The following is a 17497-nucleotide window of genomic DNA, read 5'->3' on the forward strand; positions in this document are numbered from 1 at the left end:
TAATAAAAAGTTATTTCCGTAAAATTTTTTGAGCTATGAGGGCTCAAAATTTTCCAGAATAACTTTTTAACTTACACAGTTAGTGAGACACTACCCCTTTAAAACAACAAAAGCCACAAAAGAAACAGATCTTTCGTGGCTTTCACTTTCACACCTCACAAACTTTCCTGTTACAGTCCTTTTATAACAGGCTTCACTTCATTTCCAAACAATTCTATCGATTTCATCATCACATCATGAGTAGGATCTCCTACATCCATGTGGCCGATAAATCTTGTAATTCCGAAAATTTCTTTCATATAAGCAATCTTGTCTGCTACTTCCGCCGGACTTCCGATAAATAATGCACCATCTTTACTTCTTCCACCTTCATATTGTGCTTTTGTATAAGGAGCCCAACCTCTTGAAACTCCAATTCTGTCCATCTGTGATTTATAATTATGGAAATATCCATCCACTACTTTCTGATCATCACTCACAAAAGTATGGGAGTGAATTGCGATCTGCATTTTTGAAACATCATGTCCCGCTTTTTGGTATTCCTGCTTATAAAACTCGATCAGATTTCTGAATTGAACAGGCATTCCTCCAATAATAGCTACCACTAAAGGCATTCCAAGCTGCGCTGCACTCAAAACAGACTGCGGCGTTCCCCCAACGGCTCTCCAGATGGAAAGTTTTCCGTCATTTTTTGCTCTTGGGTATACCGTCTGATTCTGCATCGGTGCACGAAGTTTTCCTGACCAGCTTACATTTTCTTCAGAATTGATCTTCAGTAATAATTCCAGTTTTTCATCAAATAGCTGTTCATAATCATTCAGTGAATAGCCATACAACGGAAATGATTCGATGAAACTTCCACGTCCGACAAAGATCTCTGCTCTTCCGTCTGAAATAAGATCCAGTGTTGAAAAATCTTCATATACTTTTACTGGTTCTGAAGAACTTAAAACAGTCACTCCACTGGCCAGTTTTATATTTTTTGTAATGCTTGCTGCTGCTGCCAAAACAATCTCCGGAGAGGAAACAGCATAATCCGGACGGTGATGTTCTCCCATAGCAAAAACATCAATTCCTACCTCATCCATCAATTTTACCTGATCCAGTATTTCACGGATCTTAATTCCTGCATCTCTATATTTTCCGGTTGACTGGTCTAAAGCCAGATCTCCGAACATTCCTATTCCTAATTCCATATTGTTGATTTTAGTGATACAAAGTTACCACTATGGAAAACCAAAAACATTGATGTTTGTTAAGATCGAAAAGTTACTTTTTTAAAACACAAATAACACTAATGTATCACTAATAACACGAGAGTGTCATTGCGAACAAAGCAAATTGTGCTTTTGTTGGAAAACGCAAAGGCGCAAAAAGATCTTTATCTTTCTGTTTAAGGCGCAAGAAAATCGAAGATTTTCAACAAAGATTAGTTCTTATAGTATTAGGGATTATAAAATTTTATCGCAGATAAAATCTTTGTGCCTTACGACATAATCCATTAATAATCTTGTGCCTTTGCGTTTTCCAAAAGATTAGCAAAAACAAAAAATCCAGCCGTTCCGGCTGGATTCTATTATTATTTCTTCAGATATAAATCAAAATAATCTGTAATCTTCTGCATCAGGTGAACTCTGTCTTTTCCGATTACATTATGCGGATGTCCCGGATAAGTAAAGTAATCCAGCTGAACTCCGTTATCAACAGCAGATTTGATGAATTTAATAGAATGCTGCCATACGACTACGTCATCCTGAGCGCCGTGGATCATCAGTAATTTTCCTTTCAGGTTCTGAACTTTATCCAATAGATTTGCAGCCGCGTAACCTTGTGGATTTTCCTGCGGAGTATCCATATATCTTTCTCCGTACATGATCTCGTACATACTCCAGTCGATTACAGGTCCTCCTGCTACTCCTACTTTGAATACATCCGGCTTACGAAGCATGAAACTTGTTGTCATAAATCCTCCGAAACTCCATCCGTGAATTCCCATTTTATCCCCGTCTACATAAGGAAGAGATTTTAAGTAGTCTACTCCTTTCATCTGGTCGTTCATTTCTGTCGTTCCCAGATTTCTGAATACAGCCTGCTCAAACTTCATTCCACGGTTAGAAGAACCTCTTCCATCCATTGTGAAGATGATGTATCCGTTCTGAGCCATATATTCATACCAAAGGTTTCCTGAAGCCGGAAAGCTATTCGTGATCAGCTGTAAGTGGGGTCCGTTGTACAGATAAACAATAGTCGGATATTTTTTGTTCGGATCAAAATTGGTTGGAAGGATAATCTTTCCGTACAAAGGAGTTCCGTCATCAGCCTTTAACACTACGTTTTTAATTTCCGGTCTCTGATAATTTTTTAATGGATTTTCAGAAGTAAGGATATTCGTAGCTTTTAAATTCGCTGTATTGATAATGTTGGCAACTCTCGGTGAATTCGCATTGCTGTAAGCATCATACAGATAATTCCCATCGCCGCTCAAAGTTCCGATGTGCATTCCTTCTGCATTATCAAGCTTTTGCATTTTGAAGTTGGTCCAGTTGATTCTGTATAAATGTCTTTCCAAAGGAGTCTCTTTTGTTGAGGTGAAGTAGATCTCCTTTTTCTTTTCATTGAATCCTAAAATATCAGTTACCAGCCAATCTCCTTTTGTAATCTGAGCTACAAGTCCTTTTTCAAGACTATAATGGAACAAATGATTATATCCTGTTCTCTGGCTCTGCCAGATAAAGTCCGTATTAGAATTCGGGAAGAAAGTAAGTGGGTGTTGCGGCTCTACATATTTGCTGTCTGTTTCTTCAAATAATGTTTTTACCAATTCTCCTGTTACAGCATCATACTGATTCATTTTCATATGATTCTGGCCTCTGTTCAAAACCCCTACAAAGATGTACTTTGAATCCGGACTCCAGGTAACAGCCGTCAGATATTGATCTTTTTCGCCTTCCACTTTTAAGAACGTAGTAGATTGGGTTTTGATATTGAAAACGCCTAATGTCACCTGATGAGAAGTCTGACCAGCCATCGGGTATTTGATATTGTGGTTTACAGCAGGTGTTACAGACCAATCGATGATCGGGTAATCTGCTACCATGCTCTGATCCATTTTATAGAAAGCTACACTCTCAGAATTTGGGGCAGGAAAAATTCCGGTATCAATTCCGAATTCATTTCTATGAACTGCCTGACCACTGATTATATTTTCGTTGGCTTCGTTAGTTACAGCAATCGTTTTTCCGCTCTTGTTTACAAACAAATTATTCTTTACTGTGAAGGCAAAAGTATGGCCATCACCAAACATCTTAACATTGGCAGCATCCTGATCAATCGCAGCTGTGCTTTTTATTTTCCAATCGTTTCCGGATTTTTCAATCCATGACATTTTACCACCGGTAGTAAAATAGGCATTAGAATTCCCTGTGAATCTAATAGCAGGAACGGCTTTCAGTTTATCATTTGTAAACTGTTTATTCAATTGGGTAAGAGATACCAGAGTATCCTGTTTGTTGGTTTTCAAATCTGTAATCAGATAACCGCCTTTTACTGCCTGAATGTATGATTTCCCGTCTGCAGACCATGAAAACTGGGAAATATTTTTCACAGCAAGGTTGGTCCTCATCCCATTTACAGCCTCCGCCATGGTAAACTTCTGGGTCTGGGCAAATGCTGAACTGCCTAAAACCAGCATCAATAAAGAAAATTTATGTAAGTTCATTGTATAAAATTGAATCCTTCAAAAATAAGAAATAAAAATCATTCGTTAAGAAATGTTAAATTAAAACATTCATAAAATGGAATTCATGTATTCAAAGGAATTATTCCTTAACTTAATAGTAGAATTTTTAACGGGATTAGGATAGGTGAATTGTGAATAGTCAATCCGCTACGCTGTCAATTTGATATTGAAATAAATTCACCATTCACTTGCGAAGCGAAATTCACCATTTATTATTAAATGAGTCAATCATGAACTGTCAATCCGCTGCGCTTGTCAATTGGATGTTGGAATAAATTCACCATTCCTTGCGAAGCAAAATTGACGATTGACAAAAAAACTCATTTCTTATCCTATATCAATGACTTGTATAGGTACGCTGTCCTAAATTTGCATTATTAATAACAAACAAAAAATACGAAATACAATGGCAACAAAATGGATTTTAGACCCTACGCATAGTGAAATTACTTTCAAAGTAAAACACATGATGATCTCTAACGTAAAAGGAAGCTTCAGAACTTTCACTGCTGAAATTGACTCTGAAGATGAGTTTTTTGCAAATGCTAAAACTACTGCTACTATCCAGACGGATTCTGTATTCACCAACAATACAGACAGAGACAATCACTTAAAGTCGGCGGAGTTCTTCAATGCTGAAGTTCACCCTACGATCACATTTGAATCTCAGGCATTAAACAATACTGTTGTAGGTAATCTTACCATCAATGGAATTACAAAACCTATAACACTTGATGTAGATTTCGGAGGAATTAATGTAGACCCATGGGGAAATACAAAAGCAGGTTTCTCTTTTGAAGGAAAAATCAGCAGAAAAGATTTCGGACTAAACTGGAATGCAGCTCTTGAAGCAGGAGGTGTAATGGTAAGTGATGATGTGAAAGTAGCTGGTGAATTACAGTTTGTAAAACAAGCATAGTAAATAACATATATTACAAAAGGTTCAGGGATTTTCTAAAAGCCTTGAACCTTTTATTTTTTTATAATCTTCAATATTTATGAACCTCAACGATCTTCAAAACATAAGCGACGGTTTTAAAAGCACACAGAGAATGCCTGTTTTATTTCTTGGACATGGTTCACCAATGAATGCCATTGAAGAGAATCAATTTGTACAGGGTTTCCGGAAAGCAGCCTCAGAAATTCCAAAGCCCAATGCAATTCTTTGTATTTCTGCCCACTGGTATACGGACGGAACTTTTGTAACGGCTATGGATATGCCGAAAACCATTCATGATTTTTACGGTTTTCCCCAAGCCCTTTTTGATGTGCAGTACCCTGCTCCGGGAAATCCCGAACTGGCAAGAGAAACTGCAGAGTTACTTCTTCCTGTAGATGTGGAAGAAGATCATAGCTGGGGACTTGATCATGGGGCTTGGTCTGTGATCAAACATATGTATCCTGATGCAGATATTCCTGTTATCCAGCTGAGTATTGATTATACCAAACCTCCTCAATATCATTATGATCTGGCAAAAAGACTGAACAAACTTCGTGAAAAGGGTATCCTGATTATCGGAAGCGGAAATATTGTTCATAACCTTCGTCTTATCGACTGGAAAAACATCAATACAGTAGGAGCCGGCTGGGACTGGGCAGTGGAAGCCCGTGAAAAAACCAACAACTGGCTTCTGGATGGCAATTTTCAGAATATCATCGATTATCAGAAACAGGGAACTTTCTTACAATATGCTGTTCCAACTCCCGATCATTATCTTCCTTTATTGTATACTTTAGGATTAAAAGATCAGTCTGAACAGCTTAATTTATTCAATGATGAGCTTATCGGCGGATCATTGAGCATGACAAGTGTAAGGATCGGATAAACCTTCTATATAAAAACAAAAAGGAAATACCTCAGCTGAGATATTTCCTTTTTTTATAGGGTTATTATTTTATTGTACAGCTTTTAAAACATTGATATTTCCATAGCCATAGCTTGAATTAACATTTGGATAGTAGGTTGCAGACTGTCTCATTTTAGTAAGAACCTGATCTCTCGTCCATGATGGATTTTTAGCCCAAACCAACGCTGCAATTCCCGCTGTAGCTGCTGTAGCCACTGAAGAACCACCCACATAATCTGCCTGACCATTGTAATAGCTCAATACAGGAACGGTATTTCCTGAAGATCTCTCCATCTGGAAGGTAAAGTCGATCTGGCTTCCGGAGTGGCATACATCACACTTCTGATTGGAAGTATTTTCTTTTACTCCTGTTATAGCCTGAGTTTCCGGCATGGATGCAGGGAAAATTACTCCGACAAAACTAGTGAAACTGGTAGAAGTACCTCCGGCGCAGAAAATAAGTTTTCCTTTAGAATAAGCATATTTCACTCCGTCTTCAATTTTTCCAACGGAAAAGATGTGTCCCATCGACATAGAAATGATTTTTACATTGGTATTGTTACCCAATTCTGTGAAAGCCGTTTTTACAGCAGTTTGCTCGCTGGAAGTTTCCAAAACAACATTTTCTGCAGCTCTGTAAGCGATCAGATTGGCATTATAAGCTACTCCTACAGGTAATCCTGCATTATTTCTCGGAGCTGCCATTACGGAAGCCATTTTTGTTCCATGCCCGCACTGATCTCCTGATCCATCTGAATTATACACTCCGTATTTGCTGATTGTTCTTCCTGAAGAAGCTCCATTATTAAAACTTCCTCCCAATAAAGTCTGTTCAGGAGAAACACCTGTATCAATAAGCCCGATGGTTACGCCTGCTCCGGTACTATAACCCCAAGCTTCAGGAATGCTGTGTTTAGTAAAAGCCCACGGTATTTTTGCACCTGGCGTTGTTGAGGTATAGTCTGCAGTACTTAATGCAGATGATGAAAATCCACACCCTGACGAACCGCTTCCTGAAGATTTTGCAGCTGCATTATATTGAGCTTCAAATTCAAAATAATGATAATCTGCAGGTTCTACATATCGGATGTTTTTCATGTGTCGAAGAACGGTAATGGTTTCCTCATTTTCAATGACAACATCCATCTGATTAAGATACTGATCTGAAAGAAGAAGGAAATTTCTTTCGTCTTTCCCTTCATATTTTTTGATCACAGAAAGGATTTCCTTTTCCATGTCGTTGCTGTTTGGAGATTTACTTCTGTCGAAATCGTCCTTAGAAGCTCCGAAACCGATCGAAACCATTTTATTTCCACGGAAGACAGCACTCCATACAAAATGATCGGATTCATTCTTCCAATTGAAAGTACCGTCCGTTTTTATAGCCTGATTGATCCTTTCGTTGATCTGTTTTGCAGTGAGGGGATCTTTCTGAGCCATTTCAGTTTTTACATTTTCGTTCTGCAGTTCTTCTCTGGAACACGAGTTTAGGGCAAAGAATATTGCCAGTAGGAATACAGTTTTTTTCATATGTTATAATTTTGGTTGGAGCCACAATATAACACTTTAACGGAAATTAAAAACTTTAAAAAAGTAAATTTACCATTACAGGAATATTAAATTATAGTGCTTTTTCATAACACACACTCTGCTTAACTCCAATGTATTGCCCATAATTAGGTATTCTGTTAAACCCGCTTTTTTCGTATACTGAAATTGCATTTTTGAGATCCCGGGAGGTTTCCAGGACTGCTTTTTTAAAATTTAGTTCTGCAGCCCAGTTTTCAAGTTCTTTTACAATGGCAGAGCCTAATCCTTTTTTTCTGAATTCCGGATGGGTAAACATTCTTTTTATTTCTACGGTATCTTCTGAAAATGGTTTGAATGCTCCGCAAGCGGCAGGAATATCATCTATATAGACTACGATACAGTTTTTGATAGTATCTATTGTATTGAACTGAGCAAAGAAGTCATCATTTTCTCCATTATGTTCAGCTAAAGTAGTATCAAGGGATTTTACCAGATTTTGAAAATCTGTATTGGCAGAATCTGTTCTGAGTATATTCATCTAGTTGATTTAACGATTTAAAAATTGAAGGATTTAAAGATTTGTGAAAACAAAAAGCTCCCTTCCGGAAGCTTTCAAGTATTTTGTATTAGTTGACAACAAATTTTCGTTCGTTAATCAATTCTGCAATGGCCAGCATATCTTTACCGATCAGTCTGTCATCTTCAAGCTTGGCAACTTTAGAACGAAGAATCGCAAAGTTTTCTTCAATTATTTTAGAGCATTTCGCAGGTCTCCTGAATTCAAGTCCCTGAGCGGCAAACATCAGCTCAACAGACAGAATATTCACAAGATTTCCCAGAACCTGATTGAATTTTCTTCCTGAAATACTTCCCATAGAAACATGGTCTTCCTGTCCTAAACTTGTTGGAATAGAATCTGCCGACGCCGGGAAGCATAATGTTTTATTTTCTGTAACCAAGGCTGCTGAAGTGTACTGAGGGATCATAAATCCGGAATTCAATCCTGAGCTTTCCGTTAATAATCTTGGAAGTCCATATTTTCCTTCTAATAATAAGTAGCTTCTTCTGTCTGAAATATTCCCTAGCTCTGCAGCTGCTAATGTAGCATAATCTAAAGGTAATGCCATTAGCTGTCCGTGGAAGTTTCCACCTGAAATAGATTCTTCAGCACTTAATACGATCGGGTTATCGGTAACAGAGTTCAATTCTGTTTCCGCCATTCCTCTAAGGTGTTCAAAAGCATTTCTGCTGGCTCCGTGAACCTGTGGTACACATCTCATGGAATAAGGATCCTGCACTCTTTCACAGTCTTCGTGAGCTTTCAAGTTTTCTGATCCCTTTAAGAACTTAAGCATTCTTGCCGCTACTTTTTTACTGCCTTCAAACGGTCTGATATCGTGAAGTTCTTTTTTGAAAGGGCTTGCAGAACCTCTGTACGCTTCAATACTCATGGCTGCCGTCATATCCGCCAGGTCCAGTAAGTATTCAAATTTTTCAAGTCCTTTAATGGCATGGGCAAGGATAAACTGTGTTCCGTTGATCAGCCCTAATCCTTCTTTCGGACCTAAAGCCAGCGGTTCAAGGTCATGCTTTTTCAACACTTCCATGGTATCGGAAACCTGATCTCCTTCCCAAACCTGTCCTAAGCCAAGTAAAGGCAATACGAGATGCGCTAATGGAGCAAGGTCTCCGGAAGCTCCTACAGATCCCTGTTCAGGAACCACAGGAATGATATCTTTCTCAAGCATGAGAATCATTCTTTCAATAACCTCCAGGGAAACTCCCGAAAATCCTTTAGAAAGAGCATGTACTTTAGCAATCATCATGATCTTGGAAAGTTCTTTATCAATCGGTTTTCCTACACCTACCGCATGAGAAATGATCAGGTTATATTGTAACTGAGCGGTTTCATCCGCTGAAATTTTAGTATCACACAATGGTCCGAATCCTGTATTGATTCCATATACGCATCTGTCTGACTCTACAATTTTCTGTACGTTTTTCTGAGATTTTAAAATTTGTTCTTTTGCAGCTTTGTTCAGCTTCGCTTTATTTGGCTTTTTACAGATTTCCAGAACATCATGGAAAGTAAAAACATCTACCCCGTATATCATTTCTAAAAAATTTCCTTAAAATTACGCATTTAACAATAATTGGAAAAGCTAAATTTCAATCTTCTATATTTTTACAAAACAAGCGAATTAATTTACTACTTTTAGCCCCGAAAATTAAAAACAATAACACATGAGACTGAAAACTCTACTCCTTGCTTTATGTGTAGCAAGCACAGCTGCTTTCGCCCAGAAAGTAAAATATTCAAAAGAAGAAAGAAAAGAAATGAACCGCTATCTGTTTAACGAAGGTTTCAATACTGCAACAGATAAAAAAGTTTCCACCATTATTTTAAAAGATAATACAGAACATCAGGGTTACAGTAAATCCTGGGAAAAACAGAGGGGACAGATTCTTTCCATCACCATTGAGGATGTTGATACCAGAAAGCCAATAAAATTTGAGGCAGCCGATATTGCTGAAATGTATTTATATGCGACAGAGACTGAAAAGTCGATGAAAGCGGCAAAGTTTATTTCAAACATGAGAAATTACAGTACAAAAAAATATGGCAAATCTGTTACCGACGATGCCATTCCTTACGAAAACCAGATTGTTTCTTTAAAAAACAAGAAAGAGCCCAGAGCTTTTTTAATGCAGGTGATCAATCCTGAATTTAATGAGCTTATTACGGTTTATCATGATCCGTTTGCTTCAGAAACAGTGAGTACCGGGTTTGCCGGTGCCCCTGCATTTGGCGGAGGTGTTATTAAATCCTATTATGTAAAGAAAGGCAATAAAGTAATGTGGCTTCATAAAGATGATTTTGAAGATAACTATGACTTTTTATTTGGTGACAATCCTGAATTCATGAAAAAATATCCAAAAAATTCTGTAGAGTGGAATTATTTAAGCTTTCTCATCTATCAGTATACCGAAATGAACCACGGATAGGATACACTATCAAAATACCGGAACCTGCAGAATTATCTGCAGGTTTTTTCTTTTTTTAAATAGGGAAAGTTTCCTTAATTTTGTTATATGAATCCTTCTTTAGAATTACAGCTCAAAACCTTACCATCCGAACCCGGCGTTTATCGTTATTATGATAAAAACGAACAGCTTTTGTATGTGGGAAAAGCTAAAAATCTGAAAAAGAGGGTACTCTCCTATTTCAATAAAAACCTTTCAGGATACAGGATCAAAATAATGGTCAGCAAAATCCAGCGATTGGAAACGACGATTGTAAACAGCGAGTATGATGCACTTTTATTGGAAAATAATCTGATTAAAGAGTACCAGCCGTTTTATAATGTTATGTTGAAGGATGACAAGACCTATCCATGGATCTGCATCAAAAATGAAGATTTTCCAAGAATTTTTCTGACCAGAAATATGATTAAAGACGGATCCGAATATTATGGTCCGTATGCCAAAGTGCGCCCTGCAAAGATATTGCTGGATACTATCAAACACATCTATAAACTTAGAACCTGTAATCTGAATCTTTCCCCATCCAAAATTGCGGAAGGCAAATATAAAGTCTGCCTGGAATACCATATCAAAAACTGTGAAGGGCCCTGTGAAGATCTTGAAAGCAAAGAAGATTATGATGAAAAAATAGATGCCATCCGCGGAATTATTAAAGGGGATTTCCGTAAGGCAAAGGATTATTTGGTGAATCAGATGATGAAGCTGGCGTCCAATCTTAAATTTGAAGAAGCTCAGATCATTAAGGAAAGACTGGATATTCTTGAGGATTATCAGGCTAAAAACACCGTTGTAAATCCGAATATTGATGATGTAGATGTTTTCGGAATGACCAGTGATGAGACCGCTGCTTATGTCAATTTCTTTAAAATCAGAAACGGAAATATCATCCAGAGTTTTACCACCGAGATTAAAAAGATTCTTGAGGAAACGGATGAAGATATTATGGAAGAAGCTTTGATTGAGATCCGTCAAAAGTTTTCTTCCGATTCTAAAGAAGTTCTTCTACCGTTTCATCTTTCTGTAGAAATCCCAAATGTAAAGCTGATTGTTCCTAAAGTAGGAGACAAAAAAAGAATTGTAGAGCTTTCTGAAAAGAATGCTAAAGAATACCGTCTGGAAAAGCTGAAACAGGTTCAGATTGTAGATCCTGAAAGACATACCAACAGAATCATGGCAGAAATGCAGAAATTGTTGAGAATGCCTGTTGAACCAAGACATATTGAAGGTTTTGATAACTCAAATATTCAGGGAACCAATCCTGTGTCTGCATGTGTTGTTTTTAAAGATGGAAAACCGAGCAAAGCAGATTACAGAATTTTTCATCCTAAAACGGTAGAAGGACCTAACGATTTTGCCACGATGGAAGAAGTAATCTACCGCCGCTATAAAAGAATGCTTGATGAGGGAGAAAGTCTTCCCCAGCTGATTCTGATAGATGGAGGAAAAGGACAGCTTTCTTCTGCTGTAAAAAGTCTCAGGTTATTAGGACTTTATGGAAAAATTACCATTGTAGGAATCGCCAAGAGGCTGGAAGAAATATTCTTTCCGGAAGATCCTATTCCTTTATATCTGGACAAAAAATCTGAAACGTTGAAAATTCTTCAGCGTGTTCGTGATGAAGCTCACCGGTTTGGGGTAAAACATCACAGAACGAGAAGAAAAAACTCTACGATAAAATCTGAGCTTGAAGAAATTCCTGGAGTTGGAGAAAAAACAATCGAATTGCTTTTGTCTAAACTGAAGTCTGTAAAACGAATCAAAGAAGCCAATTTTGAAACTCTTGAAGAAATTCTGGGGAAAAGTAAAGCTAAAGTGATTTGGGAATTTTTTAATGCTAACTGATAAATTGATGCACTACGGCAGCTAATTTGTCACAAACAAAATGAAGTTTTAATGCAAAAACTCATATACTTTTTTCATTTACTCAATAAGAGACAAAAACTAACAATCCCCAGTACAAAAAGGAAATTTATCAATAAAAAACACAAACAAATAAATATTTTATTAAATATTAGTATTATTTATATTTTTTCCATAAATTAGTAATATCAACTAATGACAATAATGCTATGAAAATTCTTCTCTTTTTATAAATCTATTCACATTTCATTTGCTATTTGATTTGACACTCCAATTGCTTTCATATCTATAGGACTCTGTCTAAAATGCTAAAAGAATGAAAAACACATCAACATATATATTATAAAAGGCTCTTTTTAAGAGCCTTTTATGTATTTTGTTATGTATAATTTATTTTGCCACAAAAACTTCTTTGGAAAATTTGCCATCGGCCTGTGGAATATCGATCACAATATTTCCATTTTCAAAATATCCTATCGTAGTATTTCCATCAGCCATTTTTACAAGGAAAACAGCGCTCTTAGAAGTCGTTTTGAAAACAGCAAATGGTACGGAACTTCCGGATTTTGCCAAAATAAACTGATTAGAATCAATCTGTATTTTCTGAAGATTAAGTTTCCCGTTTGAATAATTATTTGCTTCCGGAGTTCCTGCAGATACAACGGTTTCAGAAACTGTATTCTGTACATTTTCAGCAGCATCTGATATTTTAGCAGGCTTCATTTCTACCGGGCTGGAAAGTGGAACATGTGTCAGAGCCTGCTTTAAAGCATCAGGAAACCCTTCTTCAAATTCCTTTATATCTGAGCGCCCTTTGGATTCTAAAATGACCTTTTTATTGCAGTCTTTGAACTGCAAAATCACTTTATTTGTAAATAAGCTCTTATCATTCAGCACTTCAGCATTAATTACATTACAGGAATTATTTCTAGCCTCAGATGGCCATTTGTCCATTGCCTCAGTTAAAATTTCATACTTCTTTCCCTGCAGCCCTTTAGCCAGATAAGCTTCCAATCCAAAACTGCTGTTTTTAAAGGTTTTAAATTTTTCAGGAATCACTACATATTTATAATCTGAAACTTTCTGCGTAAAAGCCATTGTTGAGCTTATTACCAACATCAGCATTAATAACTTTTTCATTTTTATAATTTTAATCGTTTCTAAATGCTCCCATATCCAGTTTTAAGGAGAAGAAATTGGAATAAAAATTAGATCCGCCAATCCCTGAATTTGTAATGGCATAATCCAGTGTAAGCCCTCTGTATCTTATTCCAAGACCTGCACTTGGCTGGAAAGAAACTTTTCTTTTAAGATCTTCTATATCTGTAATAGACTGGAATCTGTTGATCCCCAATCTCACAAAAATCATTTTCTGGTATCCCAGCTCAGCTCCTGCGTAAGGACTGATACTGGCAAAGTCTGTAGAAATTAAGGATGCTGTCTTCGCAAAATCCACATTTATACCTGCTTCCGGCAATACATATACGCTGCTATTGATTTCGAATAATTTGCTGGCCCCTACATTCAGTTTAGGCATTGTAAGTTCCAGTTTATCTTTGGGAGCAGGGTTAAATTCTTCCCCATTTACAACAGTAGAAAGTTCTTTCTGATTAACCGTCCAGAAGTTGACAGTAGTTGTAATATCTCTTACCATCCCCCCGAACTTCCATCCGTTATCTGCTTTATAAATCGCTCCAACATCGAATCCAAAACCATAACCATTAGCAAATTTACCCACATTTCTATATACAATCTTAGCATTGATCCCAACGTCTAATTTCGGATTTCCTCCTGGTCTGAATGCATAAGAAAGAATAGCAGCATAATCGGATTGAGAGAACTTTGTGATTTTATCATAATCAATATTCCCTTCAGAATCGATCATCTGGGTTGTATTTAAAATATTATCTACTCCCAGCCTTACTACGGAAACCCCAAAAACACCTTCCTCGAGTACTTTTGCATAAGCCAGATAGTCATATTTCGCAATAGATTCAAAGTATTCTGCGTGCATTGCTGCTCCCTGCCAGTCTCTTTCGATAGACATTAAACCTGCGGGATTCCACATAGGAGAATATACATCATCCTGGTTGGTAATTACCGCTCCTCCCATTGCAAGTCCTCTTGCTCCGGCTCCGATATTTAAAAATTCATTGGAATATTTTCTGATAATCTGAGATTGAGAAAGCCCAAACAACAGTGAAAATGCAAGTAAAAAATATTTTTTCATCATATAAATTTGATGCTTAGTTTAAGTTTTTAGTTTTTCTGGCTTTTATTAATCCGTTTGCAATGATTGCCAGTATCATAACACCTGAAGCGACATAAAATATAGGGCTCATATGTTCTGATTCTCCAAAGATAAAAAAAGCTAGTATAATTCCGTAGACAGGTTCTAAATTAACTGTTAAAATTAAAGTAAAAGGTGATATATATTTCATTAAATTCACAGATTCCAGCATGGGAAAAGCAGTAAAAACACTGGCTAACAAGCATATTAACGCCAGATCCCTGTAGTTTATTTCATTCATCTGAAAAATTTGCCCCGAAAGCAGATAAAATATCATTAAAATGAACCAACCACAGAAGATTTCATAAAAAATAATGTTTCCCGAACTTGTTTTCCCAAACATTTTACCATTAAAAACTGAAAAAACAGTCCCGAATATAGCACACAAAATTCCATAAATAATACCTTCTTTAAAATGAAATTCTGTTTTAAAAATCAATAATATACAGGCCACAATAACAGTTCCCATTACTACTTCAGATATATCAATTTTCCTTTTGAAAATAATAGGTTCCAGAATCGAAGCAAAAAGTGTCGATAAGGAAAGGCAGCTTAAGGCAATTGAAACATTGGAAACTTTAATAGAATAAAAGAAACAATACCAGTGAAGTGCCATTGCAAAGCCTATAGCGGCCAGCTGAAAGAATATTTTCCTGGACACCTTAATGCTTTCCTTTTTAAAGAATCTGATAAATACATACAAAAAGATTGAGGCAAACAACATTCTGTAAAACACAAGAATCTGAGCATTGGCCTGAATCAGTTTTCCTAAAATTGCGGTGAATCCCCATAAAAAAACTATTAAATGTAACCTGAAAAGCGCCAATTTATGCATAACCTATCCCCTTTTGATTTTAACGTGCAAATTTACAAATACGCTTTTATAAATCTTACAAAAAAACATAAATTTATATTAATAAAAAGATGATAAATAAAGTTTTTAATAGTTTTTACTCTTAATTCAGGACGTTTTCTAATAATTTAGTAAAAATAAAAACCAATATGATATCAAGTCAGGATTGAAATCAAAACAACATCTGACGAAACGGTCTCTTAAATATCATATATAGTAGTATTACTGACAAACGTATATAGATAAAAAAAACCCTGAAAATTTGTTAAACTTTCAGGGCCTTCAAATAATAAACTATTAAAAAAATAAACTAGGAACTTAGAGTATTTTGCAGAGAATATCACCTCTGTTACTCTAGTGTAAAGTTAGAAAAAATATAAATTATTTAAAAATATTTTTTAGTTAAAAATTTCACAATTTACTAGAAACCAAATAATTAAACATCTGTTTTACTTCCAGTTTATATTCCTCATAAAAATAGTATCTTTAAGCGTAAAAAATTGAAAATTTTATGGACATCGAATTCAATAAACGAGAGGATCAGAACAGATTAAAATTATCTGAAATAAATCGCTTACTCACTGAGATTAAAAAAGGAGGTGGTGAGAAAAGGCTTCAAAAGCTTCGTGATGAAGGAAAAATGACAGCAAGAGAAAGAATAGATTATCTCCTCGATAAAGATTCAGATTCCATAGAAATTGGAGCATTTGCAGGATATGAAATGTATCAGGAGCATGGAGGATGCCCTAGCGGAGGTGTTGTAGTTGTTATTGGCTACGTTTCCGGAAGACAGTGTATCATTGTCGCTAATGATGCCTCTGTAAAAGCTGGTGCATGGTTTCCTATCACAGGAAAGAAAAATCTGAGAGCACAGGAAATTGCTATGGAAAACAAGCTTCCCATCATTTATTTAGTAGATTCTGCAGGTGTTTATCTTCCTATGCAGGATGAGATCTTCCCGGATAAGGAACATTTTGGACGAATTTTCAGAAATAATGCTAAAATGAGTTCTATGGGAATCATCCAGATCTCTGCCGTTATGGGAAGTTGTGTAGCTGGAGGAGCTTACTTACCCATCATGAGTGATGAAGCTATGATTGTGGATAAAACAGGCTCTATTTTCCTTGCAGGAAGTTATCTGGTAAAAGCAGCTATCGGAGAAAGTATTGATAATGAAACATTGGGTGGAGCAACCACTCACTGCTCTATTTCAGGAGTAACGGATTATAAAGCTAAAGATGATAAAGATGCTCTGAACAGAATCAAAAACATCATGAAATCTGTCGGAACTACTGAAAAAGCGGGCTTTGACAGAATAGAAAGTTTCCCACCAAAAGAAAATCCTGAGAATATTTTCGGAATTATGCCGGTCTCAAGAGCTGAGCAATACGATACCTACGAAATTATCAAATGTATTGTGGATAACTCAGAATACGAAGAATATAAACCAGACTATGGTAAAAGTATTATCTGTGCAACAGCAAGAGTTGACGGCTGGTCCGTAGGGATTGTAGCCAATCAGAGAAAGCTGGTTAAAAGCGGTAAAGGAGAAATGCAGTTCGGAGGAGTGATCTACTCTGATTCTGCAGATAAAGCAACCCGATTTATTGCCAATTGTAATCAGAGAAAAATACCATTAATTTTCTTACAGGATGTCACCGGATTCATGGTGGGTTCAAAATCAGAACATGGCGGTATTATTAAAGATGGTGCTAAAATGGTAAATGCGGTTTCTAATTCCGTAGTTCCTAAATTTACTATTATAACAGGAAATTCTTATGGAGCAGGAAATTATGCAATGTGTGGAAAAGCTTATGATCCCAGATTAATTGTTGCATGGCCTTGGGCAGATTTAGCGGTAATGGGTGGCGCACAGGCAGCAAAAGTACTGGCTCAGATTCAGGAATCTACTTTAAAGAAGCAAGGAAAAAATATCTCTGAAGAAGAGCATAACGAAATTCTGGATACCATCTCAAAGAAATATCAGAAACAAACTGAATCTACCTATGCAGCAGCAAGATTATGGACAGATGCCATCATCAATCCTGCCGATACCAGAAAATGGATTTCTATGGGGATTGAAGCTGCAAACCACTCTCCTATCACGGAGAAGTTCAATCTTGGAGTAATACAGGTCTGATATTATTGTTATACTTTTCAATAAATTAATCCCTTATCGCATTGATAAGGGATTTTTTATACCTGGATTAAAATAAAGCAGATTTCAGCCACTCAGACCTATTTATAATGATAAGCCCAGATTTTGTTTGCGATAAGCAATTTATGAGCTTAAAAAGAGGAGAATGATTTCTATTCTACAAATAGCAGACTAA

Annotated in this window: 13 protein-coding genes; 5 read left to right on the forward strand and 8 right to left on the reverse strand. The window is 36.5% G+C overall.

Annotated features, from left to right (window positions below):
• Positions 1-170: 170 nt before the first annotated feature.
• Complete coding sequence (locus DEU40_RS21810; RefSeq protein ID WP_110011800.1) at positions 171-1196, reverse strand: LLM class flavin-dependent oxidoreductase; 1026 nt, start codon at positions 1194-1196, stop codon at positions 171-173.
• Between the two features lie 383 nt (positions 1197-1579).
• Entirely contained in the window at positions 1580-3718 is a 2139-nt protein-coding gene (locus DEU40_RS21815) for a S9 family peptidase (RefSeq protein WP_110011801.1), read from the reverse strand.
• Between the two features lie 427 nt (positions 3719-4145).
• On the opposite strand from DEU40_RS21815, the gene DEU40_RS21820 reads away from it, so the two are divergent.
• Together DEU40_RS21820 and ygiD are read left to right on the forward strand one after the other, a co-directional pair.
• A complete protein-coding gene (locus tag DEU40_RS21820; RefSeq protein ID WP_110011802.1) occupies positions 4146-4658 on the forward strand; it encodes a YceI family protein in 513 nt (170 codons plus the stop codon).
• Between the two features lie 79 nt (positions 4659-4737).
• Positions 4738-5565 carry a 4,5-DOPA dioxygenase extradiol gene (gene ygiD, locus DEU40_RS21825; protein ID WP_110011803.1) on the forward strand — a complete coding sequence of 276 codons (828 nt, stop codon included), beginning with the start codon at positions 4738-4740 and terminating at the stop codon, positions 5563-5565.
• Positions 5566-5634: 69 nt separating this feature from the next.
• Here ygiD and DEU40_RS21830 read toward each other — a convergent pair whose 3' ends face one another.
• From DEU40_RS21830 to hutH, 3 genes are all read right to left on the reverse strand, one after another.
• Positions 5635-7116, reverse strand: a complete 1482-nt coding sequence (locus tag DEU40_RS21830; RefSeq protein ID WP_110011804.1) for a S8 family peptidase — start codon at positions 7114-7116, stop codon at positions 5635-5637.
• Positions 7117-7207: 91 nt separating this feature from the next.
• A complete protein-coding gene (locus DEU40_RS21835; RefSeq protein WP_110011805.1) occupies positions 7208-7654 on the reverse strand; it encodes a GNAT family N-acetyltransferase in 447 nt (148 codons plus the stop codon).
• A gap of 88 nt (positions 7655-7742) precedes the next feature.
• Complete coding sequence (gene hutH, locus DEU40_RS21840) at positions 7743-9230, reverse strand: histidine ammonia-lyase (protein WP_110011806.1); 1488 nt, start codon at positions 9228-9230, stop codon at positions 7743-7745.
• Between the two features lie 130 nt (positions 9231-9360).
• Here hutH and DEU40_RS21845 point away from each other — a divergent pair, with 130 nt between their 5' ends.
• Together DEU40_RS21845 and uvrC are read left to right on the forward strand one after the other, a co-directional pair.
• Complete coding sequence (locus DEU40_RS21845) at positions 9361-10122, forward strand: hypothetical protein (RefSeq protein ID WP_110011807.1); 762 nt, start codon at positions 9361-9363, stop codon at positions 10120-10122.
• Positions 10123-10209: 87 nt separating this feature from the next.
• A complete protein-coding gene (gene uvrC, locus DEU40_RS21850) occupies positions 10210-12003 on the forward strand; it encodes an excinuclease ABC subunit UvrC (protein ID WP_110011808.1) in 1794 nt (597 codons plus the stop codon).
• Between the two features lie 408 nt (positions 12004-12411).
• Here the strand turns inward: uvrC and DEU40_RS21855 are convergent, their stop codons facing one another.
• The 3 genes from DEU40_RS21855 to DEU40_RS21865 are packed head-to-tail and all read right to left on the reverse strand — an operon-like array spanning position 12412 to position 15146.
• Entirely contained in the window at positions 12412-13161 is a 750-nt protein-coding gene (locus DEU40_RS21855; RefSeq protein WP_110011809.1) for a hypothetical protein, read from the reverse strand.
• Between the two features lie 10 nt (positions 13162-13171).
• A complete protein-coding gene (locus DEU40_RS21860) occupies positions 13172-14254 on the reverse strand; it encodes a PorV/PorQ family protein (RefSeq protein ID WP_110011810.1) in 1083 nt (360 codons plus the stop codon).
• A 13-nt stretch (positions 14255-14267) separates the two neighbouring features.
• Positions 14268-15146: a DMT family transporter gene (locus DEU40_RS21865; protein WP_110011811.1), complete on the reverse strand. Its 879-nt coding sequence runs from the start codon at positions 15144-15146 to the stop codon at positions 14268-14270.
• A 529-nt stretch (positions 15147-15675) separates the two neighbouring features.
• On the opposite strand from DEU40_RS21865, the gene DEU40_RS21870 reads away from it, so the two are divergent.
• Positions 15676-17304 carry an acyl-CoA carboxylase subunit beta gene (locus tag DEU40_RS21870; RefSeq protein ID WP_110011812.1) on the forward strand — a complete coding sequence of 543 codons (1629 nt, stop codon included), beginning with the start codon at positions 15676-15678 and terminating at the stop codon, positions 17302-17304.
• Positions 17305-17497 lie beyond the last annotated feature (193 nt).

This window comes from Chryseobacterium sp. AG844 (assembly GCF_003182335.1).
Taxonomy (GTDB): domain Bacteria; phylum Bacteroidota; class Bacteroidia; order Flavobacteriales; family Weeksellaceae; genus Chryseobacterium; species Chryseobacterium cupriresistens.

Excerpts from the sequence above, each read along its gene's own strand:
- ygiD (WP_110011803.1), top strand. The coding sequence starts at position 4,738 with ATGAACCTCAACGATCTTCAAAACATAAGCGACGGTTTTAAAAGCACA.
- DEU40_RS21855 (WP_110011809.1), bottom strand. The coding sequence starts at position 13,161 with ATGAAAAAGTTATTAATGCTGATGTTGGTAATAAGCTCAACAATGGCT.
- DEU40_RS21815 (WP_110011801.1), bottom strand. The coding sequence starts at position 3,718 with ATGAACTTACATAAATTTTCTTTATTGATGCTGGTTTTAGGCAGTTCA.
- hutH (WP_110011806.1), bottom strand. The coding sequence starts at position 9,230 with ATGATATACGGGGTAGATGTTTTTACTTTCCATGATGTTCTGGAAATC.
- DEU40_RS21865 (WP_110011811.1), bottom strand. The coding sequence starts at position 15,146 with ATGCATAAATTGGCGCTTTTCAGGTTACATTTAATAGTTTTTTTATGG.
- DEU40_RS21845 (WP_110011807.1), top strand. The coding sequence starts at position 9,361 with ATGAGACTGAAAACTCTACTCCTTGCTTTATGTGTAGCAAGCACAGCT.
- uvrC (WP_110011808.1), top strand. The coding sequence starts at position 10,210 with ATGAATCCTTCTTTAGAATTACAGCTCAAAACCTTACCATCCGAACCC.
- DEU40_RS21820 (WP_110011802.1), top strand. The coding sequence starts at position 4,146 with ATGGCAACAAAATGGATTTTAGACCCTACGCATAGTGAAATTACTTTC.
- DEU40_RS21860 (WP_110011810.1), bottom strand. The coding sequence starts at position 14,254 with ATGATGAAAAAATATTTTTTACTTGCATTTTCACTGTTGTTTGGGCTT.
- DEU40_RS21830 (WP_110011804.1), bottom strand. The coding sequence starts at position 7,116 with ATGAAAAAAACTGTATTCCTACTGGCAATATTCTTTGCCCTAAACTCG.
- DEU40_RS21810 (WP_110011800.1), bottom strand. The coding sequence starts at position 1,196 with ATGGAATTAGGAATAGGAATGTTCGGAGATCTGGCTTTAGACCAGTCA.
- DEU40_RS21870 (WP_110011812.1), top strand. The coding sequence starts at position 15,676 with ATGGACATCGAATTCAATAAACGAGAGGATCAGAACAGATTAAAATTA.
- DEU40_RS21835 (WP_110011805.1), bottom strand. The coding sequence starts at position 7,654 with ATGAATATACTCAGAACAGATTCTGCCAATACAGATTTTCAAAATCTG.